Annotated in this window: 14 protein-coding genes; 10 read left to right on the top strand and 4 right to left on the bottom strand. The window is 57.3% G+C overall.

The genetic code is table 11. The features are described from left to right. The first annotated feature begins 17 nt into the window (after window positions 1-17). On the top strand, window positions 18-881 hold the full coding sequence (locus tag GV819_RS27885; protein ID WP_161759257.1) for a ChaN family lipoprotein: 864 nt from the start codon (window positions 18-20) through the stop codon (window positions 879-881). A gap of 233 nt (window positions 882-1114) precedes the next feature. On the opposite strand, the gene GV819_RS27880 is transcribed toward GV819_RS27885, so the two are convergent. The 4 genes from GV819_RS27880 to GV819_RS27865 all read right to left on the bottom strand — a co-directional run bounded on the left by GV819_RS27880 (window position 1115) and on the right by GV819_RS27865 (window position 4423). Beyond that, on the bottom strand, window positions 1115-1915 hold the full coding sequence (locus GV819_RS27880; RefSeq protein WP_161759256.1) for a Crp/Fnr family transcriptional regulator: 801 nt from the start codon (window positions 1913-1915) through the stop codon (window positions 1115-1117). 13 nt (window positions 1916-1928) lie between these two features. Next, the gene (locus GV819_RS27875) at window positions 1929-2201 is read right to left on the bottom strand and encodes a TfoX/Sxy family protein (RefSeq protein WP_161759255.1); all 273 of its coding nucleotides are present in this window, start codon (window positions 2199-2201) and stop codon (window positions 1929-1931) included. Window positions 2202-2428: 227 nt separating this feature from the next. Next, window positions 2429-2773 carry a pentapeptide repeat-containing protein gene (locus GV819_RS27870; protein ID WP_161759254.1) on the bottom strand — a complete coding sequence of 115 codons (345 nt, stop codon included), beginning with the start codon at window positions 2771-2773 and terminating at the stop codon, window positions 2429-2431. Window positions 2774-2866: 93 nt separating this feature from the next. Beyond that, window positions 2867-4423, bottom strand: coding sequence for an AAA family ATPase (locus tag GV819_RS27865; protein WP_161759253.1), 1557 nt, complete (start codon window positions 4421-4423; stop codon window positions 2867-2869). A 115-nt stretch (window positions 4424-4538) separates the two neighbouring features. Between GV819_RS27865 and mrcB the strand changes: the two genes are divergently transcribed. From mrcB to msrQ, 9 genes are all read left to right on the top strand, one after another. Next, window positions 4539-6863 (top strand): penicillin-binding protein 1B, encoded by a 2325-nt coding sequence (gene mrcB / locus GV819_RS27860; protein ID WP_161759252.1) that lies wholly within the window; start codon window positions 4539-4541, stop codon window positions 6861-6863. Between the two features lie 16 nt (window positions 6864-6879). Then, a complete protein-coding gene (locus GV819_RS27855; RefSeq protein ID WP_161759251.1) occupies window positions 6880-7626 on the top strand; it encodes a tetratricopeptide repeat protein in 747 nt (248 codons plus the stop codon). Next, window positions 7626-7961, top strand: coding sequence for a YqcC family protein (locus tag GV819_RS27850; RefSeq protein WP_161759250.1), 336 nt, complete (start codon window positions 7626-7628; stop codon window positions 7959-7961). The genes GV819_RS27855 and GV819_RS27850 overlap by 1 nt, the downstream gene beginning before the upstream one ends. A gap of 546 nt (window positions 7962-8507) precedes the next feature. Continuing rightward, on the top strand, window positions 8508-10232 hold the full coding sequence (locus GV819_RS27845) for an acetolactate synthase 3 large subunit (protein WP_161759249.1): 1725 nt from the start codon (window positions 8508-8510) through the stop codon (window positions 10230-10232). Between the two features lie 2 nt (window positions 10233-10234). Then, window positions 10235-10726 carry an acetolactate synthase small subunit gene (gene ilvN, locus GV819_RS27840; protein WP_161759248.1) on the top strand — a complete coding sequence of 164 codons (492 nt, stop codon included), beginning with the start codon at window positions 10235-10237 and terminating at the stop codon, window positions 10724-10726. Window positions 10727-10771: 45 nt separating this feature from the next. Beyond that, window positions 10772-11788: a ketol-acid reductoisomerase gene (gene ilvC, locus GV819_RS27835; protein ID WP_003228216.1), complete on the top strand. Its 1017-nt coding sequence runs from the start codon at window positions 10772-10774 to the stop codon at window positions 11786-11788. 146 nt (window positions 11789-11934) lie between these two features. Continuing rightward, entirely contained in the window at window positions 11935-12792 is an 858-nt protein-coding gene (gene pssA, locus GV819_RS27830) for a CDP-diacylglycerol--serine O-phosphatidyltransferase (protein ID WP_161759247.1), read from the top strand. A gap of 63 nt (window positions 12793-12855) precedes the next feature. Further along, window positions 12856-13869, top strand: a complete 1014-nt coding sequence (msrP, locus tag GV819_RS27825) for a protein-methionine-sulfoxide reductase catalytic subunit MsrP (RefSeq protein ID WP_161759246.1) — start codon at window positions 12856-12858, stop codon at window positions 13867-13869. Further along, a complete protein-coding gene (msrQ, locus tag GV819_RS27820) occupies window positions 13869-14489 on the top strand; it encodes a protein-methionine-sulfoxide reductase heme-binding subunit MsrQ (RefSeq protein ID WP_161759245.1) in 621 nt (206 codons plus the stop codon). Before msrP ends, msrQ begins: the two co-directional genes overlap by 1 nt. The last annotated feature ends 351 nt before the right edge of the window (window positions 14490-14840 follow it).

Genomic DNA, 14840 nt, shown 5'->3' with positions numbered 1-14840 from the left:
GAGAGGGGGAAGACTTGATGCGCCCACTTCTGCTCCTGATGGCAATGCTCCTGGCAGCCTGTCACAGCACGCCTGGAGTCTTGCCACCTCCTGTGGCTGGGGCTCCTGGAAACATTATCGATCTGCGCAGTGGCGAGGTATTGAGCCCAGCCGAGTTGGTGGAGCGCCTGGCGCGCGCTCCACGAGTAATCGTTGGCGAACAGCACGACAATGCCGATCACCATGCCTTGCAGTTGTGGCTATTGCGCTCGATGGCCCTGGATCGACCCCAAGGCAGTCTGCTGCTGGAAATGCTCAACCCTGATCAGCAGCCACGAGTCGATGCGCTCAAGGGCTCTCTTGGCGGGCGACGTTTGCCTGATGGCCTGCCGGGCTTGTTGGCTTGGCAATCGGGTTGGGACTGGAGTCTCTACGGCCTCTTGGTGAGTTATGCCCTGGTGCAGCCGTATCCGTTGCTGGCGGCCAATCTGGATCGTCAGGAAGTACGTGGGATCTATGCTCAGGCGCCGCGGCTGCCCGGAGGGCGGGCCAATGCCAGTGCAGTGACCGAAGCCCTATCCACACAAATCCGTGAATCTCACTGTGGCTTGCTGCCCGAGAGTCAGGTACCGGCCATGCTGGCGGTGCAGCAGCAACGGGATCGGCGTATGGCCGAGCGACTTCTGGCTGCGCCGATCCCGGCCTTGCTGTTTGCCGGAACATTTCACGGGCGCAAGGATCTTGGCGTGCCTTTGCATGTGGCGGATCTGGATCAGACGCAGAGCGTTGCAGTGTTGCTCCTGGCGGAGCAGGGCAGCCAGGTGTTCGCCTCGGCCGCCGACTTTGTCTGGTATACGCCGCCCCAGCCGGACAAGGATTACTGCGCGCAACTCAGACCTTGATTGCAGTACTTTTTCGCGGGCAAAAAAAGACCCGGCAAGAGCCGGGTCAAATAACCGTGATTAGCCTGATGAGGAGATAATCTGAGAGTCCGAACCACTGGTCTTCCAGGTTATCGACTGATCTCGCGACCAGTTGTGATAATCATAACGATTCTCATTTCGAAGTCAACAAAGCTTTTTCAGTTTTCGCATATTTCTCCGAACGCTTGTTTGGATCACCGGTAAACCAGCCTTTATTCCGGGGTGTTCAAGGCCATGAGCCGGGTGACTTCCTTGTTCAGCAGATCGATGCGCCGGGCCATGCTTTCGATCAGGCTGTGGGCGATCCGCGGATTGCTCTGGGTCAGGCTGAGAAACTGCTCCTTGGGAATCAGCATGACTGTACTCGGCTCACTGGCGATCACGCTGGCGCTGCGTTTCTCTCCGGTAAAGATGGCCATGGCGCCGAAAATTTCGTCTTTGGGTACATCCCCGACCTTGTGACCGTCGACAAAGGCTTGTGCATGGCCTTCGAGTATCACAAACACGTGATCAGCTTCATCGCCCTGGGCAATCAGCAGTTCGCCCGTCTCCACGCGTTTGAAGCCGTTGTTGCTACGTAATTGCGGAGGTTTCAAGCGGGCGATTGCATCGGAGAGCAGGGCGGTCTGGCCGATCAGGTACTGCAGAAACAGTTCCGAGCGTTGCTCGTCAGCGTAGACATGCCGAAATACTTCAGCCCTCAGGTAGGGGATCAGACGCAATGGCGTATCGCAATTCAAATGCCATTGTGGGTGTTCGATACCGCGACGCAGCCCGACCAGATCGCCTTCATGCAGGTAGAACAAAGGCCGTTCTTCGACACTGGCCTGGATCACGCCACTTTCCAGCAGGAACAACTGATGGTCTGGCAATACGCTGGACAGATCCTCCATGGGCTCAAGCTCCAGCACTGGGGCACTGGGCGAGAGACCTTCCAGCAATTGAGTCGGGATGCTTTGCAGCCGATTGATCAGGGCGTCGGCATAATCCGGTTGTTCTCCCAATAGATACATGAGGATCTGCCAGTCAGTTTTTATGACGAGTGGAAATGGCATCCAACTGTCTGTTCAACGCCTCTTTGCGCTCGATGGGGAGATCGTTCCAATGCATGTCCATCAGCGCGCCCTCGATGGCGTAGAGGAGGACTTTCGACGCGCGAAAACCGCGGGTACGCACCGCTCGGTAGGCGTCCACCGCGCCCAGGCGACGCAAGTCGGAAGCACTATGGATACCCACTGCATGCAGCCATTGTGCGGATGTCTTGCCAAGGTTTTTCAGGTGTTGCAGTTCATCATTCATTAAGCCTCCTGGCGATGGCCGAATGGTGTGTGGGTAGCCTCACAGGAGTGTAGCGCTCAGCAGAAAACGCGCTGTTCTTTGGTCGGGTTTGGCGCAAATGCTTCTAAGGCCGATGAATCAAGGCTCGACAACAAGACGTGCCCAGGCCTTGCAGAGGTGGGGAAAGGCGAGAGAGGAGGGCTATAGTCCGGCCTGAACAGTGCGCCGGACATAGAGGGGCAGGAAGCTCAGCGGGTGTTGTAGCGCAGGCGGGTGCCGAAATTGACCGACATGAGAATCTCATCGGCAGTCAGTTCGACCGGGAAGTAGGCGCCGGAAATCTGCGCATGGGCGAGGCTGGCGCCTTCCATGGAGGCGTTTCGCAGGTCCAGGCCACGCAGATCCGCCGAGCGGAAGTAGGCGTCAGTGAAATCGATGCCCTGGGCGTTCAGTTCGCGCAGATCAAGGCCACGGAAGTCGCCGCCGCGCATGTCTACGGGGTGATCCTTCGGACGTTCGCGGTTGAAACCGACGATGTCGTCTTTATGCAGCAGGGCGTAGAGCGGAGTGTCGAGAAGTTTCGGTTGGCTCATGGTGACATCACCGGTGTTGGATTTATGACGCCAGTATAGTGCCACTATTTTTCAGCCGTGAAGTCTTTGCCACTTCACGGCTGAAATAATCGCTTACAGGCCCGGGAGACGCTGACGAATGTTGGCAACCAGGGCATCCAGGCTGCCACTTTCGTTGGTTTCGATGCGTTTGCTACGCAGCAGTTCTTCGTCTGTCAGGGCTTCGCGAGTGGCTTGTTGATTGGCGATCACTTCCAAGGTGGCGTCGGAAGGGTCGTTCTGATCGGCCTGGCGTTGCGCCAACCAGCTGGCAACCACCGCCTCAGGAGCATTGCAGTCGATGATCAGGCAAGGCGTGCCAGTGGCTTCGGCAACCTTGGCAGCAGCATCCCGTTGGGCGCGCTTGAGGTAGGTGGCATCGATCACCACCGGGAAGCCGGCGCGCAGGATGGTTTCGGCGATTTCATGCAGGCGTGCGTAGGTAGTACTGCTGGCTTCGCTGCTGTAGATGCCAGCGTGCGGGTCGTTCGCTACTTGCTGTTCGCCGAACAGGCGCTTGCGTTCCACGTCGGAGCGCAGGCGAATGGCGCCGAGAGCTTCAACCAGGCGCATGGCAACGCGACTTTTGCCGACCGCCGAAATACCTGAGGTGATAGCCAGGAAGCGCGATGGAATGGTGCTGTAGCTTTCTGCCAGGTTGGCGTAGTTGCGGTATTGACGCAGGGTGGTGGCGCGCTGCACCGGGGTGGCGTCGGCGGGCATGCTGAACAGGCTGACCTTGGCGCGTACCAGGGCGCGATAGGCTTTATAGAAGTTGAGCAGCTCCAGGCCTTGATAGTCACCGGTCAGTTCCAGGTACTGGCTGATGAAGCGCCGAGCAAGGCTTTTCAGGCCGCGGTCTTCCAGGTCCATGGCGAGGAAACCGGTGTCGGCATACACGTCGGTGAACCGAAAAGGTTCGTTGAATTCAATGCAGTCGAAAATCACCACTTTGCCATCGATGATCGTGGCGTTGCCCAGATGGATATCGCCGTGGCACTCACGGATGAAACCTTCGCTCTTGCGCTGGGCCAGCAATGGCTTGAGACGTTCGAAGCTGGCCTCTGCCCAGGCTTCCAGGGCTTCGAGTTGCTGCAGGTCGGCCTTGTCGCTGAGAAACGGACGGATCTGTTCGAAGTTCTGGCGCACCGGCGCCATTACGCTGTCTGGAGTGCCAGCCTCGTGGGCGGCGGGAACCTTGGGAGCGTTTAGGTGAAATTGAGCGATCTGTTGGGCCATCTCGTCGATGTGTGCGGTGGTCAGTTCGCTGTTGGCCTGCAGGGTGCTGAGTAACTGGCTTTGAGGAAACTGGCGCATTTTCAACGCGTATTCGATGACCGGGCTGCTGCCGCCCAGTTCAGGGGCCTCAATGCTGCCGGTGATCGGCAGCACTTCCAGGTAAAGATCATCGGTCAGGCGCTGGTTCAATCGCAGCTCTTCACCGCAGAAATGTTCGCGAGCATCCAGGCTGGTGAAATCGAGGAAACCGAAGTTGACCGGCTTCTTCACTTTATAAGCAAAGGGGCCGGTGAGCAGAACCCAGGAGATGTGGGTTTCGATGACCTGAAACCCGTCTACGGGATGAGGATACAAAGCAGGGTTTTGCAGGGCGGCGATCAGTGACTGGCTCACAGGCGATCCTTCAGCGTCGGGAAAATCGAGGGCGTCATTATGGCTGCTGAGAGCGCTAAGGCAAACCTCGGGCGGCACATGTTGAGGATGAATAAAGTGCGTATAATCCGCCGCCATGACTCGTACCCGATCCCCTCGTTCCGCTAAAAAAACTTCGTCTGGTGGCCTGCGCCCCTGGCTGGGCTGGGCGCTCAAGCTCAGTCTGGTTGGTTTGGTGGTGCTCGCCGGCTTTGCGATTTACCTTGATGCTGTGGTCCAGGAGAAGTTCTCCGGCAAGCGCTGGACCATTCCGGCCAAGGTCTATGCACGTCCGCTGGAGCTGTTCGTCGGACAGAAGCTCAGCAAAGACGACTTCCTGACGGAACTCGATGCCCTGGGCTATCGCCGCGAAAGTGTCGCCAACGGCCCCGGCGCTGCGGCGGTCAGCGGCAATACCGTTGACCTGAATACCCGCGGTTTCCAGTTCTATGAAGGGCTGGAGCAGGCGCAGCCCGTGCGTGTGCGTTTCTCCGGCGACTATGTGGCTGAACTCTCCGGCAGCAAGGGCGCGAAACTGGCGGTGGTGCGTCTGGAGCCGCTGTTGATCGGTGGTCTGTACCCTAAGAATCTTGAAGACCGGATTCTGATCAAGATCGATCAGGTCCCTCCATATCTGCTGGAAACCCTGGTGGCGGTGGAAGACCGTGACTTTTATTCGCACTTCGGGGTGTCGCCGAAGTCGATCGCTCGAGCGATCTGGGTCAACACGTCGTCGGGCCAGATGCGCCAGGGCGGCAGTACCCTGACCCAACAGTTGGTGAAGAACTTCTTCCTGACCAACGAGCGCAGCCTGTCACGCAAGCTCAATGAAGCGATGATGGCGTTGCTGTTGGAGTTGCATTACGACAAGCGCGAAATCCTTGAGGCTTACCTCAACGAAGTTTTCGTCGGTCAAGATGGCCAGCGTGCAGTGCATGGCTTCGGTCTGGCCAGTCAGTTCTTTTTCAGTCAGCCGCTGTCCGAACTCAAGTTGCACCAGGTGGCGCTCTTGGTGGGGATGGTCAAGGGCCCCTCGTATTACAACCCGCGGCGTTACCCTGAGCGTGCACTGGAGCGGCGTAACCTGGTGCTTGATTTGCTTGAACAGCAGGGCGTGGCCACGGCGGAGCAGGTTGCCGCAGCGAAGAGCATGCCCTTGGGCGTGACCAAACGTGGCAGTCTGGCGGACAGCTCGTTCCCGGGTTTCCTCGACCTGGTGAAGCGCCAGTTGCGGCAGGACTACCGCGACGAAGACTTGACCGAAGAAGGCCTGCGCATTTTCACCAGTTTCGATCCGATCTTGCAGATGAAGGCGGAAGCCTCGGTCAACGATACCTTCAAGCGCCTGTCTGGTCGCAAGGGCTCGGAAGACGTCGAGGCGGCGATGGTCGTGACCAATCCGGAAACCGGTGAAGTCCAAGCCATGATCGGTAGTCGCCAGGCCAGTTTCGCCGGATTCAACCGAGCGCTGGATGCGGTGCGCCCGATCGGCTCGTTGATCAAGCCGGCGGTCTACCTGACCGCTCTGGAAAAGCCCAGTCAGTACACCTTGACCAGTTGGCTCTCGGATGAGGCGTTCTCGGTAAAAGGTGCGGATGGCCAAGTCTGGAAGCCGCAGAACTATGATCGGCGCTCCCACGGTACGGTTTTCCTCTATCAGGGGCTGGCCCACTCCTACAACCTGTCCACTGCGCGGCTCGGTCTGGAAGTGGGCGTACCCAATGTGTTGAAGACCCTTGGGCGCTTGGGGGTTACCCGGGAGTTCCCGGCATTTCCTTCGATGTTGCTGGGCGCGGGGGGCATGAGTCCGATCGAAGTGGCGACCATGTACCAGACGCTGGCCAATGGCGGTTTCAATACGCCAATGCGCGGGATTCGCAGCGTGCTGACCGCCGAAGGCGAGCCGCTCAAGCGCTATCCGTTCCAGATTCAACAGCGATTCGATGCTGGGTCGATCTACCTGATCCAGAGTGCGATGCAGCGGGTGATGCGTGAAGGCACGGGCAGCTCGGTGTACAACGTATTGCCCAAGACCTTGGCGCTTGCCGGCAAGACCGGTACTAGTAACGACTCCCGTGACAGTTGGTTCGCCGGTTTCAGCCAGGACTTGCTGGCCGTGGTCTGGTTGGGGCGCGACGATAACGGCAAGACACCGTTTACCGGTGCCACCGGTGCCTTGCAGGTCTGGACCAGTTTCATGCGCAAGGCTGACCCATTGCCACTGGACATGCCGCAGCCGGACAACGTGGTCCAGGCCTGGATCGATTCGCGTACGGGGCAGGGCTCCGACGCCAACTGTCCGGGCGCGGTGCAGATGCCGTATATTCGCGGCAGCGAACCGCCTCCCGGCGCCTCTTGCGGTGGTGAAACCCCGGCAGGTGGTGATTCGGTGATGGATTGGGTCAAAGGCTGGATGAACTAAGCGATGAGGGTTTGACGTGAACAAATGGTGGGTTCCAGCTATTACAGCGCTGGCGTTGCTCAACGGTTGCGCCAGTGTGCAGCGCGGTTCCATTCCCGTCGTGGACTCTGGGACCGCCGTGTCCAACAGTGAGCGAATTTCCGCCTCTGGAGGTTTTCGTCAGACGACTATCAAGCGTCCGGCGCAAGCTCAGGCTCAGGCGATTCCGGCAGACTCCGGAGTCGTGGTGATGGTCCCTGGCGGCGGTGCAACGGCCTCGGCGCCGATCAGCAGTTCGCCGATTACTCCGGGTCCTGTCACTTCTGGCCCTATTACACCGGGACCGGTGGATGGTTCGAGTTATCAGTCGGCTCCGATCAACCAGGGCACCTACAATATGCCTTCGACGCCGAGTGGCATTCCTTCGGCCCGTGCGGGTGGCTTGTCGGCCGATGAACAGCTGGACGGCCCGGTATTGGCGTTGCTGACCACTGCTCAGCAACAGCAGTCCAGTGGTGATCTGAACGGCGCGTCCTCCAGTCTCGAACGCGCTCAGCGTGTGGCGCCGCGCGAGCCGCAGGTGTTGTACCGTCTGGCTCAGGTGAGAATGGCCCAGGGCGATGCTCCTCAAGCAGAGCAGTTTGCCCGTCGCGGTCTGAGCTTCTCTGGCGGTCGTCCCGATCTTCAGGCGAGCTTGTGGGAGTTGATCGCTCAAGCCCGTGAAAAGCAGGGCGACGCCGCTGGTGCGGCCCAGGCCCGTCAGAAAGCCCGGGTTTCGCTGTGATGGATATGCGTTTTCCGAGAATCGCCGAGCACCTGCTGTTGATCGAGCGCGAACTGCGATTGCAGGGCTTGTGGGGTGACGTTGCGCCCAGTGCCGAATCTTTGGCCAGTACCCAGCCTTTTGCCGTGGATACGCTGGAGTTCGAGCAATGGCTGCAGTGGATCTTCCTGCCTCGCATGAAGATGATCCTGGAGCAGGATCTGCCGCTGCCCAATGCTTCCGGTATCCAGGAAATGGCCGAGATGGTGTTCTCTACCCGTCCCATGCAGGGGCGCGACCAGCAGTTGCGTGCTCTGCTCAAAGAGTTTGATCAGCTCATCGTAGCTACTCGCTGACGCTGGACTGCCAGGTTCACCTGGCAGTCGTTCCCTATAGCCCTGTGTGTTCTCGTCTGGCGCTACCGCGGGGCTTTCTCCTTATGCATCAGGTTCAGGACCTGGGCCGTTCAATAGGTCTGTGAATAAAGTCAAGGTTCGCAATTCTGATTTGCTTGTTGGAGATTGCGCAATTGAAGCGCAGAGAGTTGTTGTTTTGAGGTTTTTTCTTGCGTTCTCATGCGCTTAGTTCGAATTAGCTACATAGACGACTTGACTTGAAGAGGACGAAACAGAAGAATCCAAAGTCCGCTGTAGAGGGACTGCCAGAAGCAGACCCACTCAGCAGATCATGAGGCGCACACCCGCGCCGAAGTGCTACACCCGCAACGCGTTACCTCGCGCTGGGTGGGAAAACCCCGCAACACTTTGGGGGGCTCCCAATACTTGCTCAGTCAGTGCTGACGTAGTCGGCGACTACCGTCGCTCATGCTCTGCTGAGAAGTAAACCTATTAAGACCCGCTCCCTTTTGAGGGCGGTATTCTGGCGTTTTAGAGGTGAACAACGTGGAGCTTTTATCTGGCGGTGAGATGCTCGTCCGCTTTTTGCGTGACGAAGGCGTCAAATATATCTACGGGTACCCGGGTGGTGCTCTCCTGCATGTTTACGATGCCCTGTTCAAAGAACCGGAAGTGACTCACATCCTGGTTCGCCATGAACAAGCGGCAACCCATATGGCTGACGGCTATGCCCGTGCCACCGGTAAAGCCGGTGTGGTACTGGTGACTTCCGGCCCGGGTGCGACCAATGCCATTACCGGTATTGCCACCGCCTATATGGACTCGATTCCAATGGTGATCATTTCCGGTCAGGTGCCTAGCACCATGGTCGGCACCGATGCGTTCCAGGAAACCGACATGATCGGTATCTCCCGGCCGATCGTGAAGCACAGCTTCATGATCAAGCACGCTTCGGAAATCCCGGAAGTCATGAAGAAGGCGTTCTATCTGGCGCAATCCGGTCGTCCTGGCCCGGTGGTGGTCGATATCCCCAAGGACATGACCAACCCGGCTGAAAAGTTCGAATACGTTTTTCCCAAGAAAGCCAAGCTGCGCTCCTATAGCCCGGCTGTGCGCGGTCACTCCGGGCAAATCCGCAAGGCAGCAGAAATGCTCCTGGCGGCCAAGCGTCCTGTGCTTTATGCAGGTGGCGGAGTGATCCTCGGTGGCGGTTCCGCACCGCTGACCGAACTGGCCAAGATGCTCAATCTGCCAGTGACCAACACCCTGATGGGCCTGGGCGCATACCCCGGTACCGACCGGCAGTTCGTCGGCATGCTCGGCATGCACGGCAGCTACACCGCCAACCTGACGATGCACCATGCTGACGTAATCCTGGCAGTCGGCGCGCGTTTCGATGACCGGGTTATCAACGGCCCGGCGAAGTTCTGCCCGAACGCCAAGATCATCCATGTCGATATCGACCCGGCGTCCATCTCCAAGACCATCAAGGCCGATGTACCTATCGTGGGCCCGGTGGAGAGCGTCATGACCGAAATGGTTGCGGCCCTCAAGGAAATCGGCGAGACCCCGAACAAGGATACGGTCGCGAGCTGGTGGAAGCAGATCGATGAGTGGCGCGGTGATCGCGGCCTGTTCCCTTACGATAAGGGCGATGGCAGCATCATCAAGCCACAGACTGTGATCGAAACCCTGTGCGAAGTGACCAAGGGCGATGCCTTTGTGACCTCCGACGTGGGTCAGCACCAAATGTTCGCCGCGCAGTACTACAAGTTCAACAAGCCGAACCGCTGGATCAACTCCGGTGGCCTGGGCACCATGGGCTTCGGTTTCCCGGCTGCCATGGGCATCAAGTTGAGCTTCCCGGATGCCGACGTTGCTTGTGTAACGGGGGAGGGCAGTATCCAGATGAATATTCAGGAACTGTCTACCTGCCTGCAGTACGGGTTGCCGGTAAAAATCGTCATCCTGAACAACGGTGTTCTGGGTATGGTTCGCCAGTGGCAAGACATGAGTTATGGCAGCCGTCATTCGCACTCCTATATGGAGTCGCTGCCTGATTTCGTCAAGCTGGCAGAAGCCTATGGTCACGTCGGCGTGCGCATCACCGAGTCGAAAGACTTGAAGTCGAAGATGGAAGAGGCGTTCGCCATGAAAGATCGCCTGGTGGTGATTGATATTTCGGTCGACACCAGCGAGCACGTCTACCCGATGCAGATCAAAGACGGCTCCATGCGCGATATGTGGCTGAGCAAGACGGAGCGTACTTAATCATGCGGCACATTATTTCCTTGCTTCTGGAAAACGAACCGGGTGCTCTGTCTCGTGTAGTTGGCCTGTTCTCGCAGCGCAACTACAACATCGAAAGCCTGACTGTGGCGCCTACAGAAGACCCGACTCTGTCGCGTCTGACGTTGACTACTGTCGGCCATGATGAGGTCATCGAGCAGATCACCAAGAACCTGAACAAGTTGATCGAAGTGGTCAAATTGGTTGACCTGTCGGAAAGTGCTCACATCGAGCGCGAACTGATGCTGGTCAAGATCAAGGCCACTGGTGCCCAGCGCGCCGAGGTTAAGCGCACTACCGATATTTACCGTGGGCAGATCGTTGATGTCAGCGCTAGCGTGTATACCGTTCAATTGACCGGTACCAGCGATAAGCTCGACAGCTTCATTCAGTCCGTCGGCACCGCCTCGATTCTGGAGACCGTCCGTAGCGGCGTAACCGGTATCGCCCGCGGCGACAAAGTACTCAGCATCTAAACCAAATTAGCGAATGGCCGGAACGGCCTGATATAGGGGAAATTCATGAAAGTTTTCTACGATAAAGACTGCGACCTGTCGATCATCCAGGGCAAGAAAGTCGCCATCATCGGTTACGGCTCCCAAGGCCACGCTCAAGCGTGCAACCTGAAAGACTCCGGCGTTGACGTGACTGTTGGCCTGCGTAAAGGTTCGGCTACCGTTGCCAAGGCTGAAGCCCATGGCCTGAAAGTGACCGACGTTGCCAGCGCTGTTGCTGCTGCCGACCTGGTCATGATCCTGACTCCGGACGAGTTCCAGTCTTCCCTGTACAAGAATGAAATCGAGCCGAACATCAAGAAGGGCGCCACCCTGGCCTTCTCCCATGGCTTCGCGATCCACTACAACCAGGTTGTGCCGCGTGCCGACCTCGACGTGATCATGATCGCGCCGAAAGCACCGGGTCACACCGTGCGTTCCGAGTTCGTCAAGGGCGGCGGCATCCCTGACCTGATCGCCATCTACCAGGACGCTTCCGGCAACGCCAAGAACGTTGCTCTGTCTTACGCTGCTGGCGTAGGCGGCGGCCGTACCGGCATCATCGAAACCACCTTCAAGGACGAGACTGAAACCGACCTGTTCGGCGAACAGGCTGTTCTGTGTGGCGGTACCGTCGAGCTGGTCAAAGCCGGTTTTGAAACCCTGGTTGAAGCTGGCTACGCGCCGGAAATGGCCTACTTCGAGTGCCTGCACGAACTGAAGCTGATCGTTGACCTCATGTACGAAGGCGGTATCGCCAACATGAACTACTCGATCTCCAACAACGCCGAGTACGGCGAGTACGTGACTGGCCCTGAAGTCATTAACGCTGAATCCCGTCAGGCCATGCGCAACGCTCTGAAGCGCATCCAGGATGGCGAGTACGCGAAGATGTTCATCAGCGAAGGCGCTACCGGCTACCCATCGATGACCGCCAAGCGCCGTAACAACGCTGCTCACGGTATCGAAATCATCGGTGAGCAACTGCGCTCGATGATGCCGTGGATCGGTGCTAACAAAATCGTCGATAAAGCCAAGAACTAAGTTCGAGTTTTGTCAGGAAAGACGCGGCCTAGGCCGCGTTTTTTCGTTTGGGCGGGTAGGTTCTGGTATAAAGCTGGATCCTTTGTGGCCGAATCGCGGTCCTGGGTATCTGTCGAAACTATTCACACCGTTGCAAGGTATTGTCCATGAGCGAACGTCCCGAAGAGCCAAACCAGGCCTCTGACGCCGAAAGCCTGCTACCGATCGATGAGCATGTCGAAGAAGGGCATGACGCTGAAGGCCGTAAAGTCCGGCATCGTGGTATCTATCTTCTGCCGAATCTGTTCACCACTGCGAATCTGTTCGCGGGGTTCTATTCCATCATCAGTTCGATGAGTGCCCAGAGTGCATTGAGCGCCGGTGATACGGCAGGGGCGAGCAAGTACTTCGCCTTTGCCGCCATCGCGATTTTTGTCGCCATGGTGCTCGACGGCCTGGATGGGCGAGTCGCCCGTATGACCAACACCCAGAGCGCCTTCGGCGCCGAGTACGACTCTTTGTCGGACATGGTCGCGTTTGGCGTTGCGCCGGCGTTGCTGGCCTTCGGTTGGGCCCTGGGTGATATGGGCAAGGTCGGCTGGATGGTTGCCTTTATCTATGTTGCTGGCGCTGCGTTGCGCCTGGCGCGTTTCAATACTCAGGTGGGGACCGCTGACAAGCGTTACTTCATCGGTCTGGCCAGCCCTGCGGCGGCGGGCGTGGTGGCCGGTATTGTGTGGGCCTTCAGTGACTACGGTATCCAAGGTTCGAAGATGTCGTTCCTGGTTGCACTGATGGTCGCGGCAGCAGGCATGCTGATGGTCAGCAACATCAAATACAACAGCTTCAAGGATCTGGATCTGAAAGGGCGCGTGCCTTTTGTAGCGATCCTGGCGGTGGTGCTGGTCTTTGCCGTGGTGTTCAGCGATCCGCCACGTATTCTGCTCCTTGTCTTCCTTGCCTATGCAGCTTCGGGCCCGGTTCAGTACTTGTTGCATCTGCGTCGGCGCAAAAGCACCGAGTGATGTAATTTCCCCCATACTCCGCAGTCTATTGGTACATCTGTTCTCCAATACTGCGGAGTTGTCATGCTGATCCAAGTCCCCAAGTCGTCTGACTGCAAAGAGTCGGACGTCACGCCTGAATCCCTGTATTTCTCTCGTCGCAGCCTGTTGGGTGGTGCCATTGTTGGCCTGGCGGCTAGCAGCTTGCCCAGTTGGGGCTGTGCCGAAGAGGCGAGTCGCTACCCCGATGTTGAGCCCGGCAAGCTGCCGTCATGGTTTGCTCAAAAACTCCCGGCGACCCATTGGCAGGCCGTCACCGCCAAGAATGAGGCGATCACGCCGTTCAAGGATGCGACGCACTACAACAACTTCTATGAGTTCGGTACGGATAAGGGCGACCCTGCTGCGAATGCCGGTGCGCTGAAAACCGAGCCTTGGACTGTCGTTGTGGATGGGGAGGTTGGAAAGCCAGGACGCTACGCGCTGGAGGACTTCATGAAGCCCTATCAGTTGGAAGAGCGAATCTACCGTCTTAGGTGTGTAGAAGCCTGGTCGATGGTTATTCCGTGGATAGGCTTTCCGATCTCTGAGCTTCTTAAGCAGGTTGAGCCGACTTCCCAAGCCAAATTTATTCGTTTTGAAACCCTTCAGGACCCCAAGAGTATGCCAGGCCAGCGCTCGGGTTTTGCTTTGATTGATTGGCCTTATGTCGAGGGGTTGCGTCTGGATGAGGCGATGAATCCTTTGGCGATTCTTGCCGTGGGCATGTATGGCCGCGAGTTGCCTAATCAGAATGGCGCGCCCCTGCGTTTGGTGGTGCCATGGAAATATGGCTTCAAGAGCATCAAGTCGATTGTGCGTATCAGTCTGGTGGAAGAGCAGCCGAAGACGACCTGGCAGAGTATTGCTTCCGATGAGTATGGTTTCTACGCCAACGTGAACCCCACGGTTGATCATCCGCGTTGGACTCAGGCGCGGGAGCGACGCTTGCCGAGTGGTCTGTTCAGTCCGAACGTCCGCGAGACGCAGATGTTCAACGGCTACTCGGACGAGGTTGCTTCTTTATATAGCGGCCTGGATCTGCGGAAGAATTACTGATGCGTTATCCCATCTGGCGTATTGGTGTTTTTGTCATGATCTCCATCTGGCCTTTGCTCTGGTTGTACCAGGCCTGGAGCTTGGCGCTGGGGCCGGACCCTGGAAAGGTACTGGTTGATCGTTTGGGATTGGGTACCTTGATACTGTTGCTGGTCACTCTGGGCATGACACCGTTGCAGAAGCTAACCGGCTGGGCAGGGTGGATTATGGTTCGCAGGCAACTTGGCTTGTGGTGCTTTGCTTATGTAGTGCTGCATCTAAGTGCCTATGCAGTGTTTATTCTTGGTCTGGATTGGTCGCAGCTGGGGGTTGAGCTGCGTAAGCGGCCGTACATTATTGTCGGGAGCCTGGGGTTTCTCGGACTGTTGATGCTTGCGGTTACCTCCAATAGATATAGCCAGCGTCTGTTGGGGCGTCGATGGAAGGCGCTGCATCGGTTGGTTTACGTCATTCTTGGCTTGGGTTTGCTGCACATGCTATGGATTGTGCGGGCGGATCTTAAAGAGTGGGCTGTGTATGCCTTTATAGGCGCTCTTTTGTTGGGGCTGCGAATCCCGGTGGTAATGTGCAGAATCCCGCGTTTATTGGCTAAGCGGCCTGCTTCTGCAACAAAAGTGTAATTAGGGGTTGACGGCAGATTCTACACGTCTATAATTCGCCCCACTTCCGGCGCAGTCGAAACGGAAAACTCCTTGAAATTCAACGAGTTACGCAGTTTTCGGCAGCGGTTACGCTTAAGTTCATCGAAGCCAGAAGGAGTTGGTAAGGCAGTGAGTTTTAGCCTTATTAACGATTCGATCCTCTCGGTCGAAAGCGGTGAAAAAGAGGTGTTGACAGCAGCGTATAACGCTGTAGAGTTCGCCTCCCGCTAACGAGAGATCGGAAGCGCAAGTGGTTGAAGTTACAAAGGAAACTTTGAAAACTTCTGAAAATAATCACTTGACAGCAAATGAGGCTGCTGTAGAATGCGC

The sequence above is a fragment of the Pseudomonas sp. Fl5BN2 genome (assembly GCF_009908205.1).
Taxonomy (GTDB): Bacteria; Pseudomonadota; Gammaproteobacteria; order Pseudomonadales; family Pseudomonadaceae; genus Aquipseudomonas.
This window is presented reverse-complemented; position numbering and strand designations above follow the sequence as displayed.